Raw genomic sequence first — 15,527 nt, forward strand, 5'->3', positions numbered from 1 at the left:
TCCTCCTTGTGGTACGATACTAAACCATATTCTAACATCTTTAGAAAAGATAAGCAATTCATTAAAAGGGACTTTTTCTGTACACAGGAACGAAAAGTTGGTATAATTCCAACAGGAGGTGTCAGGATATGCAAATGCCGGAGACAGGAGAAACGAGAGGAACTGTGAGAACTCAGATATATGAGAGCATTAAGCAGTGGATTATCGAGGGAAGGCTGAAGCCAGGTGAGAAGCTGTCAGATACGGATATCGCTGCTTTATTTCATGTGAGCCGAACTCCCGTCCGGGAAGCGTTTCAGCAGTTAGAGATGCAGAAACTGATAAAATCATATCCGGGCAAGGCGACGATTGTCACAGAGATCGAGACAGATCACATCGAACAGTGGTATCTGCCGATGGTGAGTCTACAGCAGCTCGCTGCTACCATTGCCATTGAGAAGGTAACACAGGAACAAATCGACGATCTAAAACAATTAAGCGATGTCTTTTTGCGCCGTGTGAGAAGCCAAGCGGACCCTATGGAGCTGCTGCAGGCTGACAGAGCGTTTCATGATTATATCTTAAGAATTGCCGGAAATGAGTATATTATAGATTTTTGCAATACGCTTTGGATTCATATTTTGAGGCTAGAGTACAGATTTTTTCAGGAGACGATGACTCTAGAAGAGTCGATTTCAGACCATCTAGAGCTGATAAAAGACTTGGAGATGAGAGACAGCTTTATGATTTCTATGGTGACAAAAAATCATTGGGAGAGGACGGCTTTGGAGATTAATTTCATCAATGAAAAGCTTCAAGAAGAGCGGGGATTTTGTGACAAAGACAGGAGTATGTAGAGATGGCTTTGACGGTGAGAGAGATCTGGCAGATGGAGAAGTTTAAAGCTTTTCGCTTGGTAGCTGGGGAAAAGGGCTTAGACAATGAAATAGAAAATATTGGCATTCTGGATTATGAATATGCGGTTGAAGATGAGGAGCTTCAGCAGAAATGGGCTTTTGGAAGAAAAGGGTTTGTGATCTCTTCGCTATTATTTGCAAAAGATCATCCAGAAAGAATTCTGAACGCATTTGAAGGCCTAGTCAGAGATCGAGTGAGTGCATTGGCTGTCAAAGCAGTTTGCTATCAGGAGCTTCCCAGGGAAGCCATTGAGTATGCGGATGAGAACAATCTCCCGGTTTTTTTGTTTGGTAGAGACGACGCCTATTTTGAGGAGATCGTCTTTGAAATCAAAGGGAGGATTTCAGGGTGGAACGATGTGAAAAATATGGAAAAGAGAATAGACTCTTTGATTGACAGGAATTTAGGCGAGGAAGAGCGCAGCAATATTCTCAAAAGAGTTGTTAAAGGGAAATGGCGGCACTATCTGGCTGTATATGAAAAGTATGAAGACGGAATAAAAGAAAGTGAGCTTGCGCGCAGATATCGGCTGCTGAATGATCGGATAGGAGAGAGAGGAGGCGCTCTGATTTACCACGGAGGCTGTCTGGTTATTCTGGCGGCTGAAAAAGGTGAGATGCTCAGCAGATATACAAGGCAGCTTTTGCGAGAGATTCAGCCTGGCGAGAGACACCAGGCGGTGGGAGTTGGCAGCCATCATGCTAGAGAGGATGAACTCAGGCAGGCAGTGATGGAGTGCCTATACGCAGAAAGATTTGCATGTCTGAAGGGAAAAGAAGAGATCTTTTTCGATGACATGGGGGTTTATCAGATTTTGTTTCCATATTATAAAGAGAGCTGGATGAAAGAGTACAGCAGGCGTTTTCTCGGAAAGATTTTGGAGTTTGACAGAGAGTATGACGGAGAGCTGTTCCAGACGATTCGTATTTATATTGAGCAGAGCGGAGATATCCATGCGGTATCCGAGAAAATGCATGTGCATAAAAACACGATTCGATACCGCATCAATAAGGTGCGAGAGCTGCTCAACATGGAGGAAGACCCGACCTTTTTGGAGCAGATGAGTCTCGCCGTGAGGATTTATGAGCTTGGCACACGGTGGGAAGATAGTTCTGGATGATAAGAGAGAATCTTGGGATAAAAACGATATATATTATGATACCAGTAGGTAAAAAGATGTTAATAGACCATGTTGGGCATAAAACGAAAAGCCCCGGAGCAGCAGCTCTGGGGCTTTTCTACGTTTATCTATACCTGAAATCAACGGAAGTTTACAATCCCTTCTATTGTATGAAATCAAAAATTTTATGAGAAAATATTAGAGTTATTACAATGAGTTGTCAGAAGAAATATGAGACAATACGGGCAGAAGGAAGGCGGTGAGAGAGATGAAAGAGCTGGTTTTTGAGCTTTTAGAGAGAATGATTGCGGCGGACACGACGAATCCACCAGGAAACGAGGCACAGGCAGCCAGATATATCGGTGAACGGCTGAGGCAGGAAGGATTTCAAGTGAATTACCAGAGAGTCGCCGAAGGCAGGGAAAATGTCATAGCATCCGTGGGAGACAGTTCAGCGAAGGAAATCATTTTGACTGGCCATCTAGATGTGGTACCGGCGGGGGAAGGCTGGAAGAAACCGCCTTTTGAGATGACCCGGTCTGAGGGAAAGATCTGGGGACGGGGTAGCAGCGATATGAAAGGGGCTGTGGCCGCTATGATGGCTGCGGCAGTCAAGGCAGCGAAAAAACCGAAACTCCTGTCGGAGAAGAAGATTACCCTCGTGTTTGTCTGCGATGAGGAAGTGAGCGGGGACGGGAGTCGTGTATTTGTGAGGAACTACCACCCGGCCAAAGAGACGCTGGTAATCATCGGGGAGCCCACGAAGATGCAGGTACAGATTGCTCACAGAGGAATCAGTAGGTTTCGGGTGGATATAGGAGGACAACAGGCCCATGCGGCCACGCCGGAAAAGGGAATCAACCCTATTTTGGAGATGAGCCGTTTTCTGTTGGCGGTGGAACGGTTCAACCAGGACAGAGCGAAAAAACAGCAGTATGGGATTTTACCGCCGCCGGTCATCACCCCTACGATACTGCATGCGGAGGTCAAGGAAAACATGATTCCGCCGGTGTGCTCCGCACTCTTAGACTGCCGGACAGTGGAAGGGGAGACGGAAGAAATGCTCAGAGGGCAGCTTACCCTTTTGTTTTTGGAATCCAGGCAGAACAGCCAGACGACTTTTCAACTGGAAACTCTGCTGTGTGCGCCTGTGGGTACGTCATCGAGGGAGAGTAGCTGCTGTCGGACGGCGGTTCAGGCGCTGGGAGGAGGGCAGACTGTGGGATGCTTTAATGGAAGTACGGATATGCCCATTTTTACAGAAAATGGATATAGGAATACGATTATCTGCGGTCCAGGAAGTTTGGAGTTGGCGCATCAGATTGATGAGTACGTGGAGGAGGAACAGATCAGAAAAGCGGTGGGCTTTTACGAGAACTTTTTGGTGCTTGCCTGAAAAGGGTGAGAATCAGAATAAGATATGTACAAAATGAGAGAAGGAGGAAGAAATATGAGGAAAAAAATCGTAGCTGGTATAGTGGTATTGGGGCTGCTGTCTAGCGCTGTGCTGAACGGGTGTTCAGGTGGGGAAGGTCCTGAGCAGGCAGCACAGACAGAGAGCGGAAACCCAGAAAAGCCCTACGACGGGACGACACTGACAGTATTGGGATTTAGCGCAGTGACTTGTTCCGCGATGGAAGAAAAGTTGCCTGAATTTACGGAAAAAACTGGTATTCAGGTGGAATTTGAACAGCTTTCCAATGACGAATTGAAAAACAAGATTGCGGTCAGTATGGCGGCGGGAGGCTCCGATGTGGATGCTTTCTATTTCCAGCCATTCCAGGATTTAGGGGCATATCAAGCCAATGGATGGGTGGAACCTTTGGACGAATATTTCCAGGACGATGAGGACTTTGATGTGGAAGATTTTCTGGATATCCCTGTGGAGCAGGGGACTAGAGACGACGGAAAGCTGTACGCGGTGCCGGTCTTTGACGAACATTATGTACTTTATTACAACAAGGATTATTTTCAGGAAGCGGGGATAGAGAAGGTGCCGGAGACGTATGAAGAGCTGATCGAGACGGCGAAGAAGCTGACAGACCCGGACAAGAACCGGTACGGCATCAGCATGAGAGGGGATGGATTTGCGTCTGTATTGACTTGGATTACCGTGGCCAGGGCTTACGGAGCGGATTATTTTAAAGACGGGGTCTGTGATCTGACTTCGCCGGAGGCGAAGAAAGCCATTGAAGTTTATCAGGAACTTTTGAAATATTCTCCTCCGGGTTATCTGAGTAAGGGATGGTCAGAGACTTCCGATGATTTTGCTCAGGGAATTGCGGCTATGAGAATTGACTGCGATACACAGTACACGTATGCCACAGACCCGGAATCTTCTCTGGTGGCAGATTCTGTGGGGTTCGCGGTGGTTCCCAAGGGAGACGTGAAGGCCAGTGGAAGTGAATCCGGCTGGTCGCTGGCAATGTCGGCAGGCAGTAAGAATAAAGGTGCTGCCTGGGAGTTCATACGGTGGGCGTCAGGCAAGGAAATGGATGTCTATGCGGCGGCTCAGGGAAATTTCAGCGCGCGTGAGTCCACCTGGGAGAACGAGGAGGTGCTGAAGACTTATCCGGAGGATTTGGTTGAGGCAGTATTGGCAGTCTCAGACCCGGAGATTTCTGACGGCGGAACTCTCCCAGATCTGCAATACGCTTCGGAAGCCAGAACCATTGTAGGAGAAGCGCTGTCTTTGGCATGGCAGGGAGAAGATTATGAGGATGCGTTAAAAGCAGCTTCCGAGGAACTCCAAAAACTGTATGATGAACAGTATCAGTAACTTCGGTGAGCTTAGGCAGGAGATGATAATATGAGAAAAAAGAAAGATACATGGCTGACTGGAAAAGAAAAATATCTCTTTGTGCTGCCTCTCATCCTTTTTATTCTGGTTATGGCGATCTATCCTATCGGCTATATCTTAAAACTGAGTTTTTATGAGTGGAGTCTTGCCTTAGGGCAGGCTCCGCAGTGGACAGGTTTGGACAATTACATCTATGCCCTGACTTCCTCAGATTTTTGGCATTCTGTGTGGATTACGCTGATTTACGCGGTGGTCTCGGTGGCGGTTGAAGTATTTTTGGGCGTTTTGCTGGCGCTACTGCTGTCTAAAAAGTTTAAGGGAAAGAATCTGGTGAAGACAGGGTTTATTCTTCCGATGGTGGCCACTCCGGTAGCTGTAGCGCTGACCTGGAAATTGCTGTTTGATGTGAACTACGGGTATATCAATTATCTTTTAGGAAAGATCGGGCTTTCCTTTCAGGGGCTTTCTTCGGCAGACACGGCTTTAGCCAGCTTTCTTGTGATTGATATCTGGCAGTGGACTCCGTTTATTATGCTGATGGTCAGCGCAGGTCTTGCGTCCTTGCCCACAGACCCCTATGAGGCGGCGATGTTGGATGGAGCGACGAAGGGACAGATTTTGAGAAGAATTACGCTGCCATTGCTGAATCCCACGATTCTCATGGCCACACTGTTGCGGCTGATTGACGCTTTGAAATCTTTTGACATCATCTATGCCACGACGAAGGGCGGACCGGGGAATTCCACGAAGACTCTGAATATTCTGGTCTATGAAGAGGCATTCTCCAACTTTCGCTTTGGGCGGGTCTCGGCATATGTGGTCTTGTTTGTGGTTTTCATATTGATTGTGTGCGGGGTATTTATGAAGATCAAGAAAAAGGTGGAGGTGGTGTATTGATGAGGGGTACAGGATTTTATTGGAAAAAAGTACTGTTCTGTCTGGTGGTTCTGGCAATTTTGTTTGTGACGGTCTTTCCGTTTCTGTATATGGTACTGGGAGCGTTTAAAAATACAGTGGATATCGTGAATCCATCCAAGACTTTCCATTTTGTGCCTACAATCAAGAATTTCATCCAGGTTTTTGAGACCTATCAGTTTCAGAAGCCTCTGATAAACAGCCTGATTATCAGCTTTGGCGCGACGGGGCTGTCACTGTTGATCGGACTCCCGGCTTCTTATTCTATGGCGAGATATAAGCAAAACATGCTTCAGATTGTCGTGCTCTGTATTCGAATTGTCCCATCCATCGCATTTTTGGTTCCCGTCTATCTGATGTTTTCGAAGATCGGCCTGACGGGTACCTATACGGGGATTATCCTGGCGAATATGCTGATTGCGGTACCCTTTGTGGTTTGGGTGATGATTCCTTATTTTGAAGGGGTTCCGGTGGAATTAGAAGAGTCTGCTTTGATCGACGGGGCTTCCAGAATGACCTGCTTTCTGAGGATTATGCTGCCGCTTTCCCTGCCGGGAATCATGACGGTTACGATTTTGTCTTTCATCAACGCATGGAATAACTTTATGTTTGGATTGATTTTAGGAAATTCTGATACAAAGATTTTGCCGACGGTGATATTTAACTTTTTATCACACACAGAAATTAATTGGTCCGGCTTGATGGCTGCGGCAATTATTGTGACGCTGCCGATTATCCTGTTATCGGTATTTTTGCAGAGATATATTGTACAGGGACTGACCGCAGGAGCGGTAAAAGGATGAAATGAGAGGAAAATTGGGATGAAGAAATTGTACGGGACAGTAGTCCCCATAGTTACACCGTTTGATGAGAGCGGGAAGATAGATGTGGGTTCTTTGAAAAATCTGGCAGAGTATATCATAGAGAGCGGACTTCAATGTATCTATCCTTGTGGGACGACGGGAGAGATGTGTCTGTTAAGTGAAGACGAGAGAAAGCTTGTGGTGGAGACTGTGGTGAGGCAAGTTAACCACAGAATTCCGGTATTTGCCCAGGTGGGAGCCATGACGGAGAAAGAGACTGTGGAGCTGGCCAGACATGCGGTGAAGACGGGCTGTGATGGGATTGGAGTGGTGACTCCTATTTATTTTCAGATTTCAGACAGGGGACTGGTGGATTTCTATGTACGGGTGGCGCAGAGCGTCCCCAGCGATTTTCCCGTCTATCTCTATGGGATTCCTCAGAATGCAGTCAATGACATATCTTTTCAGGTCGCTCAGGAGGTTGCGGCCAGATGTCCGAATATTGTAGGAATGAAATACAGTTACCCAGATATGACCAGATTGCAGGAATTTATGCTGATTAATCAGGAGACTTTTTCTGTGCTCGTGGGACCGGACCATCTGTTTCAGGCAGTGGTGGCCGCGGGCGGAGACGGAGTCGTCTCAGGGAATGCGATGGTACTGGCGGAGCATTACCGGGAAATATGGAAGGCACTTCAGGCAGGGGAGTGGGATGTAGCCAGAAAAATACAGCGCAGGACGAATGTATTGAACCGCATTCTGTGCGAAAAAAATAACATTTCTGCCTATAAAGTGATGCTCAGAGAAAAAGGAATTCTCTGTTTTGCTGCGGTGCGGGCTCCTCTGGAAAATCTATCAGTGGAAGAGGAGAGAGAGTTGATAGAAAGAATGAGGGAACTGGATTACACGAGAGTAATTGGCTGAGGCAGGAGAGGGAGGAAAACATATGGGAAGAATATCAGAAGAAGGAAGAAGTCTGGAGAGATCAGCGATCAGGCTTTTTCTGGAAGAGCAGACTCGGATTGCCGGGACTTGTGGGGATATGATTTCGTTTACGGTGGGAGAACCGGATTTTCCCACGCCGCCCAATATTGTGGAGGCAGGGATGAGAGCATTGAAGACGGGAAAGACGAAGTATGCGCCCAATGCAGGAATTCCTGAGTTAAAGAGAGCGGTCTCGGAATATCTTAAAAGAGACTATGGGGTGTACTACGATTCTCAGACACAGATATTGATTACTCCCAGCGGCATGGATACTCTTCGTTTGGCAGCAGCGGCAGTGCTGGACCGGGAGGATGAGATGATTGTCAGTGATCCTTGCTGGAGTAACCATCCCAATCACCCAAAGATGGTGCATGGCAGGCCGGTTTTTGTGCCTCTCAGGGAAGAGAACAGTTTTGTCTATGCGATGGAGGATTTGGAAGCGGCGGTCACTGACCGGACGAAGGCGATTTTGCTCAATTATCCCAACAATCCCACAGGAGCGGTTCTGGGATACGAGGATTTGATGGAATTCTGCGATTTCTGCAAGAGACATGATCTGATCGTGATTTCTGACGAGGTCTACCATGACATTATTTTTGATGGCCTGAAATTTTACAGTCCCACAATGATTGAGGGGATGAAAGAGAGGGTGATTTTATGCCAGTCTTTTTCAAAATCTTTTTCCATGACGGGGTGGAGACTGGCCTATGCGGCTGGGCCTGCGGATCTTATTGACGCCATGGGGAGAATTAATGAGAACTCGATTTCATGCGTAAATACCTTTGTACAGTGGGCTGGGATTGAGGCGTTGAATAGCCGGACTAAAAAGTATGTAGAGTCTATGGTCAGCGAATTCCAGAAAAGAAGAGATTTGGTGTATCAGGGAATCAATGGGACAGGAAGACTGCGCTGCGCGAAGCCAAGGGGAGCCTTCTATGCCTTTGTGAACATCCGGGATACCGGGCTTTCTTCGGAGGAGTTTGCCCAAAGGTTGCTGAAGGAGAAGCATGTGGGCGTGGTGCCGGGCAGCGGTTTTGGGATGTCTGGGGAAGGGTACATACGGATTTCTTATGCCACTTCAGCAGAGGATATCCACGAAGGGCTGCGGAGAATACGGGAGTTTGTGGACAGACTTTAATTTTTTCATATTTGAGCATTTTGACAAAGGCTAGCCCCTAGGTATTGGGGCTGGCCGATTTTTTCTTATATTAAGGCTTCCGCTGAAAATTTTAGACGGAAAGTCTTTCTATTCTCCTTTTTCTTTGAATAGATCTATGCAGCTTGTTTTGACAGCATCTACAATTTCCTGAATCTGTTCGGAATTAAGATTATCACAGTGAAAACCACCGCTGCACACGGTGGTACGGTTGTACTTGCAGGTGATTACTTCTGAGAGATAGCGGCAGATGATTTCGTCTTTATGTCCGGTGACATTAAGGACGGATGAAGTGCAGCTTGTTTTTTGGCTGTCAGTGAGAGAAGGACGCGGGATAGAGAGGACAGTACATCCGATATGGGCGTGTTCTCCGCCGTATACGAGGACGGAGAGATCTTCTCCCACGAACTGGAGCTGGAGGTGAAGGGAGGAAAAGCTCAGTGGTATTTCCAGATGCAGGGTCTTGGGAGTCCATTGTTCAGTCATGTTTTTAATCCCTCCCATCTGTGGTATTCTTCAGATTTAATTCCAAAGGGTTCTACAAGTCTGGCAGCTACTTGATTTGTCATATCTTCTAGAGTACGTGGACAATGGTAATAGGTTAACATAAGTGGCATAATTCGTACACCAGGAAGAAGTGCGAGTTGGGCCATATTCCTTAAGTGAATGGCGCTCAGGGGAGATTCTCTTACAGCCAGAATAAGCCGACGCTGTTCTTTGATTGTCACATCAGCAGCACGCAGGAGAAGATTATCTGTGTAGCCAGTCTGAATGCCAGCGAGAGTTTTCATACTACAGGGAATCACTAACATTCCTTCAGTCAGAAAAGAACCGCTTGCAGGTGAAGCGCCGATGTCTTCAGGAGAGTAAATTTTATCAGCGTATTTTTGGAGATCTTTTTCTTTTAGTCCACATTCATGCTCTAAAGTGAGGAGGGCACTGGGAGTCAGAATCAGGTGAGATTCATAGTTTTCAGCTTTGCGAATCAGTTCCAGACAGCAAAGTAGAAGAGGCATGCCGCTTGCTCCGCTAGAACCAATGAGAATACGTTTTTTCTTATTTTGCATGGTCTTTTTTCTCCTCTCTCAGCCATGGTGACGGGTCCAATTCTAAAAAACGTGATCTTATGAAGCGAGATTTTAGGTGATAGGGAACAGTACAGTCGAAGATAGTCTTACAGGCGATTCCTTGGTCTAAAATAGAAGGGGAAAAATCCGGGCTGTTGGATGGGTCTAAGGGATGGCAGCGGACTCCCGGAATCGTGATGATGTCCTTATCTCCTTGAAAGCGGGTGTTCATGGCCCAAAGAACATCGTTTATGTCAAAACAGTCCACATCTTCATCCACTAGGAAAATGTGCTTGAGTTCACTAAAAGCTGAGAAGGCCAAAAGTGCGGCCTGTCTCTGACGACCTTCGTCGCTGGCTGACAGTTTCTGAAACTGAAGGATAGCCATAAATTTTCCTCCTCCAGAAGAAGAACAGTAGAGATTCTTCAGACGACCAGGCATAGCTTTTTCAATCATGGCGAAGATGCTAGCCTCTGTGGGAATACCTGCCATGGATACGTGTTCTTCGCTAGGGCCGATGCAGGTTTGCATGATAGGATTACGACGATGTGTTACTGCGGATACTTTTATGAGCCAGCATTGGTCACTGGAAGGTCCTGTGTAACCTGGAAATTCAGGCATTGCATAACCAGTGCCGCGCCTTTGGTCTTCGCGGATGCGGATGTTGGGCTGTACTTCACCTTCGATTACATATTCCGCATTGGCGATGGCAAATTCGTTTATGGTGAGACAGCGAGTTAATGTTACTGGTTTTTGTCTCAGAGCTCCGGCAATTGCCAGTTCGTCATAACCTAATGGGGTAGTAGGCGGCTCAAAACAGGAGCCAATTTCTATAGCCGGGTCAACACCAATACTGATGGAGATAGGCAGCGTCTGGCCTAACTGCTCAGCTCTCTCGGCCATCGCACCGATATGTCTGGCTCCTGGGGTGAAAAAGATGGAGAGTTCTCTCTCTCCTTGGATACAGAGACGGTGTATGGTTACATCGTGCAGGCCAGTATCCGGGTGGGTAGCATAACACATTCCCAGAGTAATATACGGTCCGGCATCATCGGGAGTATTGGTGGGGGCAGGTAGCAGCTTGTGCAAGTCAAAACCAAGATCAGAACTTTTGTGAATAATTTCTTGGCAAGGAGCTGGTTTTTGGGAGAGGACAGGGGGAACTGGATGTTCGGTACATCGAAATAGTTTCTTGCCCAATTCTTGTGCAGGACAGTCCAGCAGAGCGGCTACTCTTTTGCGGCTGGCAAGAAGTCCGATGGCTACGGAGGTTCCGGGATGATTTTGAATATTGTGAAAAAGCATGGCGGGGCCTTCTTTCGTGGGTCTTGAGACGGTTCCGCCGGCACCCACGTAGCGGTAGATACCGGCAAGCTCAGCTTCCGTGTTTACCGCTGTGTTTGTTTCCAGGAGCTGTCCTGGCATAGTTCTGAGTAAATCGAGAGCACTTCTTAAACTGTCAACATTTTTTTTCATAATAACCTCCTTACTATAAATTTTCTTTGGTCTTATTATAGTTCAAATTGTTTCGATATACAATACCTAATTTTAATTAGAGAAACATTTTGCGGACATACTATTGATTTTCGGAATTTATTTGTTATAATAAAAAACATAATTTCACTTTAAGAAACTATATTTCGATATAGAAAATATTTCCAGAAGAGAAAGGAGAGTTGCCATGAGGATTTCATTTGCAGAGAGAATGAAGGGAATGAAAGGGACGTCTGTGAGAAATAAACTGTTTGACGATCCAATGCTTATTTCTTTTGCGGCAGGTAAGCCTGAGGGAAAGCTGTTTCCAGCGGACGAATTGATACCTTCTGTGATCGAGATTTTACAGAGGGATTATCAGGAGGCCCTTCAGTACAGTGACACAGAAGGTATTCCAGATTTACGCAGCTTGATCGCAGAGCAGAGGATGAGAGAGGCCGGGGTGAGAACGACTGCTGACAGGATTACATTGACTTCTGGTTCTCAGGAGGGAATTGAGATGTCAGCAAAAATCTTTGTGAATCCGGGGGATGTGATCATCTGTGAGAATCCTAGTTATGTGGGAGCGTATTCTGCATTTGAGGCGTACCAGCCTAGTTACGTGGGAATATCTCTGGACGAGGATGGAATGAAGATGGACGAGCTAGAACAGGCATTGAAAGCTCATCCTGAGGCGAAGATGATTTACACGATTCCAGATTTTCAGAATCCTACAGGAATTGTCATGAGCGATGAACGCCGGAGGAGGTTGGCCCAGTTAGCGGCAGAATACGAGATACCGGTGATAGAAGACTGTCCCTATGGAGATCTGTACTACGATGGAGACCGTCATCCGGCTGTGAAGAGCTTTGACGAAGAAGGCTGGGTGATTATGCTGGGATCGTTTTCAAAGATTTTTTGTCCAGGTTTTCGAATTGGATGGGTATGTGCGGAACCTCAGATATTGGAAAAATATATTTTGTGTAAGCAGTCTTCGAATTTGCAGTGTAGCACATTGGATGAAAAGATTGCGGCAGAGTACATGAGAAAATTTGATTTGAATACTCATATCGAGGAGGTCAGAGCAGTTTACCGTGGAAGACGAGATCGCATGTTGGAGTGTATTGAGAAATATTTGCCAAGTGGTGTGAGGTACACGAAACCTCATGGAGGTTTTTTCGTTTGGTTGGAACTGAAGGAAGAGATAGACGGAGGAGAACTGTTGATCGAGGCTGCCAGAGAAGCAAAAGTAGGGTTTGTGCAGGGTGGCGGATTCTTTACAGGACCGGGACATGAGAATTACATTCGACTAAGTTATTCCTTTGTGGATGAGGAACAGATCGAGGAAGGGATGCGGCGTCTTGGATTACTTCTAAAGAAATACTATTGAGCAGGGAGGTGCAGCGATGATTCAGTTAAAATTTTATGGAATTGGAGGACAAGGGGTAGTCACCGCCGCGAAGCTGCTGTCTAAGGCAGTATCGCTTTATGAGGATGAATATGCAATTACAGTTCCTTCTTATGGGCATGAGAGACGGGGAGCACCGGTGAATACCAGCATCATTGTAGATCGGGAACCTGTGCTTTTGAATTCTTTTGTTTACGAGCCGGATATTGTGGTTGTTTTTGACCCAGAACTTATTCACAAAAAAGTAAATGTGGCGGAGGGGATTCATCCGGACAGTGTATTGGTACTGAACAGCGAACGGAAGGATGTGCTGAAAGCTTACAGTGAGATAGGCTTTCGTAGCATCTATTATGTGGACGGTACGGCAATTGCTTACCGACATATTCATAGGGCTATTCCAAATTGTTCCATGCTAGGAGCGGTGGCAGCGATTGGAGTGGCAGGAATCGAATCTGTGGATAAGGCTATCATGGAGACATTTGGAGAGAAGGCGGGTGTGAAAAATGCAGAAGCAGCGAGAGAAACTTTTGAGAGAACAAGAAAAATGTAATCTTCTAGGGCCGGTCGCGGCGACTTTTACCAGTGCTAATACTGGTTCCTGGAGATTAGAACGTCCGGCTGTGAATTTTGACATTTGTGTAAAGTGCGGAACTTGTGCGCGATACTGTCCAGCAGGAATTATTGTGGTGGATAAGACTGTAAAAGAAGGCGTTTATTTTGATTGGAATTATTGTAAGGGCTGTGGGATTTGTGCCAATGAATGTCCGAAGCAATGTATCTCTATGATACCGGAAGGAGGGGAGCAGATATGAGAAAAAAGATGCTGGATGGAAATGGGGCAGCTGCGGAGGCTATGCGTCTTGCCAGACCGAAGGTCATAGCACTGTATCCAATTACGCCTCAGTCATCTATCTCAGAGAAGCTGGCAGAATATGTAGATGACGGCGAACTGGACGCAAAATATATCCGTGTGGAATCGGAACACTCAGCTATGTCAGCGGTGACGGCCGCAGCTCTTACTGGTGTGAGGGCGGGGACGGCGACTGCTTCCCAGGGATTGGCATTGATGACGGAGGTATTGTCTATGACTTCAGGGCTGCGGCTGCCGGTCGTCATGCCTGTGGTAAACCGTGGACTGGCGGCACCTTGGACGCTACAGTGTGAACATGGTGATGCGATGACAGTCAAAGATTTGGGGTGGATGCAATTCTATTGTCAGAATGTCCAAGAGGTATTTGACCTGATGATGGTGGCATATAGAGTGTCGGAAGACAAGAGAGTACTGACGCCGGCTATGGTATGCCTGGACGGATTCTTTTTATCGCATTCTATGCAAAAGCTGGAGCTGCCGTCTCAGGAAGAGGTAGATGATTTTATCGGAGATTATGTACCCCAGAATATGTATTTGGATACAGAGGACCCTATGTTTTGCTGCGATCTGACTGGACCGGAGGAATTTACGGAGATGAGATATCAGCAGAAGATAGGAATGGACCAGGCTATGAAGGTTATCTCAGAGGTCATGAAGGAGTATCGGGAGAAATTTGGACATGAACTTTGTGAAATCGAGGAATACAAGCTGGAGGATGCACAGGTAGCCTTGGTGGCCCTAGGTTCCATGTGTGGAACAGTCAAGCATGTAGTAAATAAGATGCGTGACAAGGGAGAGAAAGTAGGACTGTTGAAGATAACGATGTTTCGTCCTTTCCCTGGGGAGCAGATCAGGAAGGCTCTGGCTCATATTCCTGTGATCGGAGTCTTCGATCGCAGCTCCTGTCTGGGAAATCAGTGCGGACCACTGTGGAGTGAGGTGGCAGCGGCATTGACCCGAACAGATGTGGATGTGCGTCATTACATAGGTGGCCTAGGAGGCAGGGATGTTCCGGCCTCGGTGGTGGAAAAAATGTTCTTGGAACTGTTGGCGATTAAGGAAGGCAAACGGAACGTCAATACGGAGTGGATTGATGTGAAAGAGGATGCAATGAGATTAAGGCAGGTGACGAGATATGCTAGAGATTAGACATGAGACGGAAGGACTGGTTTCCAAAGGGGTCAGTGCTTGTGCCGGTTGCGGTTTGGAAATCGTAATGAGAAATGTGATGGAGGCATTGGATGAGGATGTGATTGTAGTAATTCCGCCGGGGTGTTCTGCACTGTTTTCCGGTTTTGGAGCGGAGACAAATCTAAAGATACCAGGATATCAGGGGAATTTGGAGAATACGGCTGCCAGCGCATCTGGAATACGCACAGCTTTGGATGCAAAGGGAAATACTCACACGACAGTGCTGTGTTTTGCGGGAGATGGGGCTACGGCAGATATTGGGCTACAGTCATTGTCAGGAGCTTTTGAGCGTCAAGATCGAATTTTGTATCTGTGTTATGACAATGAGGCATATATGAATACAGGAATTCAAGGGAGTAGTTCTACTCCTTACATGGCAAGTACGACTACAACCCCTGGTGGAAAGAAAACTGGGAGAAAAGATCTGGGACAGATTGCTATTGCCCATAATATTCCCTATGTGGCTACCGCTGCGGTTCACAATCTTCCAGACTTGAAGCGTAAGGTAAAAAAGGCGAGACAGACACAGGGGCCAGCCTTCCTTCATGTATATGCTCCCTGTCCCACGGGATGGAGAAGTGCACCGGAGAAGACAATTGAGATTTCAAGGCTTGCGGAACAGACAGGTTGCTGGGTCCTCTATGAGTATGTAGATGGAGAGGTAAATGTGAACAGTAAGATTAACGAGCTAAAACCTGTAGAGAAGTATCTTTGTCTTCAGGGGAGGTTCCGACATTTGGGAGCAGAGCAGAGGGAAGAGTTTCAGAGGTATGTAGAGAAGAGCCATTGTGAGACGATGAGAAGATTAGAATTTATGAGTCGGCGGTGAACAGATTTTTGA

The 15,527-nt window shown here is 46.7% G+C and carries 17 protein-coding genes; 14 read left to right on the forward strand and 3 right to left on the reverse strand.

Translation table 11 applies throughout. The features are described 5' to 3' along the window. The first annotated feature begins 128 nt into the window (after positions 1-128). From BLHYD_RS01850 to BLHYD_RS01890, 9 genes are all read left to right on the forward strand, one after another. A complete protein-coding gene (locus BLHYD_RS01850) occupies positions 129-836 on the forward strand; it encodes a GntR family transcriptional regulator (RefSeq protein ID WP_005947033.1) in 708 nt (235 codons plus the stop codon). A gap of 2 nt (positions 837-838) precedes the next feature. Then, the gene (locus BLHYD_RS01855) at positions 839-2,017 is read left to right on the forward strand and encodes a PucR family transcriptional regulator (RefSeq protein ID WP_005947035.1); all 1,179 of its coding nucleotides are present in this window, start codon (positions 839-841) and stop codon (positions 2,015-2,017) included. Continuing rightward, a complete protein-coding gene (locus BLHYD_RS01860) occupies positions 2,014-2,208 on the forward strand; it encodes a hypothetical protein (protein WP_005947037.1) in 195 nt (64 codons plus the stop codon). The genes BLHYD_RS01855 and BLHYD_RS01860 overlap by 4 nt, the downstream gene beginning before the upstream one ends. A 77-nt stretch (positions 2,209-2,285) precedes the next feature. Next, positions 2,286-3,413: a M20 family metallopeptidase gene (locus tag BLHYD_RS01865; protein ID WP_005947039.1), complete on the forward strand. Its 1,128-nt coding sequence runs from the start codon at positions 2,286-2,288 to the stop codon at positions 3,411-3,413. A 54-nt stretch (positions 3,414-3,467) separates the two neighbouring features. Further along, the gene (locus BLHYD_RS01870) at positions 3,468-4,796 is read left to right on the forward strand and encodes an ABC transporter substrate-binding protein (protein WP_040350431.1); all 1,329 of its coding nucleotides are present in this window, start codon (positions 3,468-3,470) and stop codon (positions 4,794-4,796) included. A 30-nt stretch (positions 4,797-4,826) separates the two neighbouring features. Beyond that, positions 4,827-5,714, forward strand: coding sequence for a carbohydrate ABC transporter permease (locus BLHYD_RS01875; RefSeq protein WP_005947042.1), 888 nt, complete (start codon positions 4,827-4,829; stop codon positions 5,712-5,714). Next, entirely contained in the window at positions 5,714-6,535 is an 822-nt protein-coding gene (locus BLHYD_RS01880) for a carbohydrate ABC transporter permease (protein ID WP_005947044.1), read from the forward strand. Before BLHYD_RS01875 ends, BLHYD_RS01880 begins: the two co-directional genes overlap by 1 nt. 18 nt (positions 6,536-6,553) lie before the next feature. Beyond that, positions 6,554-7,459, forward strand: a complete 906-nt coding sequence (locus tag BLHYD_RS01885) for a dihydrodipicolinate synthase family protein (protein ID WP_005947046.1) — start codon at positions 6,554-6,556, stop codon at positions 7,457-7,459. Positions 7,460-7,481: 22 nt separating this feature from the next. Further along, positions 7,482-8,657 carry a pyridoxal phosphate-dependent aminotransferase gene (locus tag BLHYD_RS01890; protein WP_040350432.1) on the forward strand — a complete coding sequence of 392 codons (1,176 nt, stop codon included), beginning with the start codon at positions 7,482-7,484 and terminating at the stop codon, positions 8,655-8,657. Between the two features lie 108 nt (positions 8,658-8,765). Here BLHYD_RS01890 and lpdD read toward each other — a convergent pair whose 3' ends face one another. From lpdD to BLHYD_RS01905, 3 genes are read right to left on the reverse strand one after another with little or no spacing between them, the layout of a single operon-like run. Continuing rightward, positions 8,766-9,161, reverse strand: coding sequence for a prenylated flavin chaperone LpdD (lpdD, locus tag BLHYD_RS01895; RefSeq protein WP_040350433.1), 396 nt, complete (start codon positions 9,159-9,161; stop codon positions 8,766-8,768). Next, entirely contained in the window at positions 9,158-9,742 is a 585-nt protein-coding gene (locus tag BLHYD_RS01900) for a UbiX family flavin prenyltransferase (protein WP_005947053.1), read from the reverse strand. The genes lpdD and BLHYD_RS01900 overlap by 4 nt, the downstream gene beginning before the upstream one ends. Continuing rightward, positions 9,732-11,219 (reverse strand): UbiD family decarboxylase, encoded by a 1,488-nt coding sequence (locus BLHYD_RS01905; protein ID WP_005947055.1) that lies wholly within the window; start codon positions 11,217-11,219, stop codon positions 9,732-9,734. The genes BLHYD_RS01900 and BLHYD_RS01905 overlap by 11 nt, the downstream gene beginning before the upstream one ends. Positions 11,220-11,424: 205 nt before the next feature. On the opposite strand from BLHYD_RS01905, the gene BLHYD_RS01910 reads away from it, so the two are divergent. Genes BLHYD_RS01910 through BLHYD_RS01930 form a run of 5 tightly spaced genes read left to right on the forward strand, consistent with a single transcriptional unit; the run spans position 11,425 to position 15,515 of the window. Continuing rightward, a complete protein-coding gene (locus tag BLHYD_RS01910) occupies positions 11,425-12,606 on the forward strand; it encodes an aminotransferase-like domain-containing protein (protein ID WP_005947057.1) in 1,182 nt (393 codons plus the stop codon). Positions 12,607-12,622: 16 nt separating this feature from the next. Continuing rightward, positions 12,623-13,174, forward strand: coding sequence for a 2-oxoacid:acceptor oxidoreductase family protein (locus BLHYD_RS01915; protein ID WP_005947059.1), 552 nt, complete (start codon positions 12,623-12,625; stop codon positions 13,172-13,174). Beyond that, positions 13,128-13,436, forward strand: a complete 309-nt coding sequence (locus tag BLHYD_RS01920; RefSeq protein ID WP_021845700.1) for a 4Fe-4S binding protein — start codon at positions 13,128-13,130, stop codon at positions 13,434-13,436. The genes BLHYD_RS01915 and BLHYD_RS01920 overlap by 47 nt, the downstream gene beginning before the upstream one ends. Beyond that, positions 13,433-14,644, forward strand: coding sequence for a hypothetical protein (porA, locus tag BLHYD_RS01925; RefSeq protein ID WP_021845701.1), 1,212 nt, complete (start codon positions 13,433-13,435; stop codon positions 14,642-14,644). The genes BLHYD_RS01920 and porA overlap by 4 nt, the downstream gene beginning before the upstream one ends. Next, positions 14,631-15,515, forward strand: coding sequence for a thiamine pyrophosphate-dependent enzyme (locus BLHYD_RS01930; protein ID WP_021845702.1), 885 nt, complete (start codon positions 14,631-14,633; stop codon positions 15,513-15,515). The genes porA and BLHYD_RS01930 overlap by 14 nt, the downstream gene beginning before the upstream one ends. The last annotated feature ends 12 nt before the right edge of the window (positions 15,516-15,527 follow it).

Origin of the sequence: Blautia hydrogenotrophica DSM 10507 (genome assembly GCF_034356035.1) — a bacterium.
Classification (GTDB): Bacteria; Bacillota; Clostridia; order Lachnospirales; family Lachnospiraceae; genus Blautia_A; species Blautia_A hydrogenotrophica.

Excerpts from the sequence above, each read along its gene's own strand:
- BLHYD_RS01870 (WP_040350431.1), top strand. The coding sequence starts at position 3,468 with ATGAGGAAAAAAATCGTAGCTGGTATAGTGGTATTGGGGCTGCTGTCT.
- BLHYD_RS01910 (WP_005947057.1), top strand. The coding sequence starts at position 11,425 with ATGAGGATTTCATTTGCAGAGAGAATGAAGGGAATGAAAGGGACGTCT.
- BLHYD_RS01930 (WP_021845702.1), top strand. The coding sequence starts at position 14,631 with ATGCTAGAGATTAGACATGAGACGGAAGGACTGGTTTCCAAAGGGGTC.
- BLHYD_RS01880 (WP_005947044.1), top strand. The coding sequence starts at position 5,714 with ATGAGGGGTACAGGATTTTATTGGAAAAAAGTACTGTTCTGTCTGGTG.
- BLHYD_RS01885 (WP_005947046.1), top strand. The coding sequence starts at position 6,554 with ATGAAGAAATTGTACGGGACAGTAGTCCCCATAGTTACACCGTTTGAT.
- BLHYD_RS01900 (WP_005947053.1), bottom strand. The coding sequence starts at position 9,742 with ATGCAAAATAAGAAAAAACGTATTCTCATTGGTTCTAGCGGAGCAAGC.
- lpdD (WP_040350433.1), bottom strand. The coding sequence starts at position 9,161 with ATGACTGAACAATGGACTCCCAAGACCCTGCATCTGGAAATACCACTG.
- BLHYD_RS01875 (WP_005947042.1), top strand. The coding sequence starts at position 4,827 with ATGAGAAAAAAGAAAGATACATGGCTGACTGGAAAAGAAAAATATCTC.
- BLHYD_RS01850 (WP_005947033.1), top strand. The coding sequence starts at position 129 with ATGCAAATGCCGGAGACAGGAGAAACGAGAGGAACTGTGAGAACTCAG.
- BLHYD_RS01855 (WP_005947035.1), top strand. The coding sequence starts at position 839 with ATGGCTTTGACGGTGAGAGAGATCTGGCAGATGGAGAAGTTTAAAGCT.
- porA (WP_021845701.1), top strand. The coding sequence starts at position 13,433 with ATGAGAAAAAAGATGCTGGATGGAAATGGGGCAGCTGCGGAGGCTATG.
- BLHYD_RS01920 (WP_021845700.1), top strand. The coding sequence starts at position 13,128 with ATGCAGAAGCAGCGAGAGAAACTTTTGAGAGAACAAGAAAAATGTAAT.
- BLHYD_RS01915 (WP_005947059.1), top strand. The coding sequence starts at position 12,623 with ATGATTCAGTTAAAATTTTATGGAATTGGAGGACAAGGGGTAGTCACC.
- BLHYD_RS01860 (WP_005947037.1), top strand. The coding sequence starts at position 2,014 with ATGATAAGAGAGAATCTTGGGATAAAAACGATATATATTATGATACCA.
- BLHYD_RS01865 (WP_005947039.1), top strand. The coding sequence starts at position 2,286 with ATGAAAGAGCTGGTTTTTGAGCTTTTAGAGAGAATGATTGCGGCGGAC.
- BLHYD_RS01890 (WP_040350432.1), top strand. The coding sequence starts at position 7,482 with ATGGGAAGAATATCAGAAGAAGGAAGAAGTCTGGAGAGATCAGCGATC.
- BLHYD_RS01905 (WP_005947055.1), bottom strand. The coding sequence starts at position 11,219 with ATGAAAAAAAATGTTGACAGTTTAAGAAGTGCTCTCGATTTACTCAGA.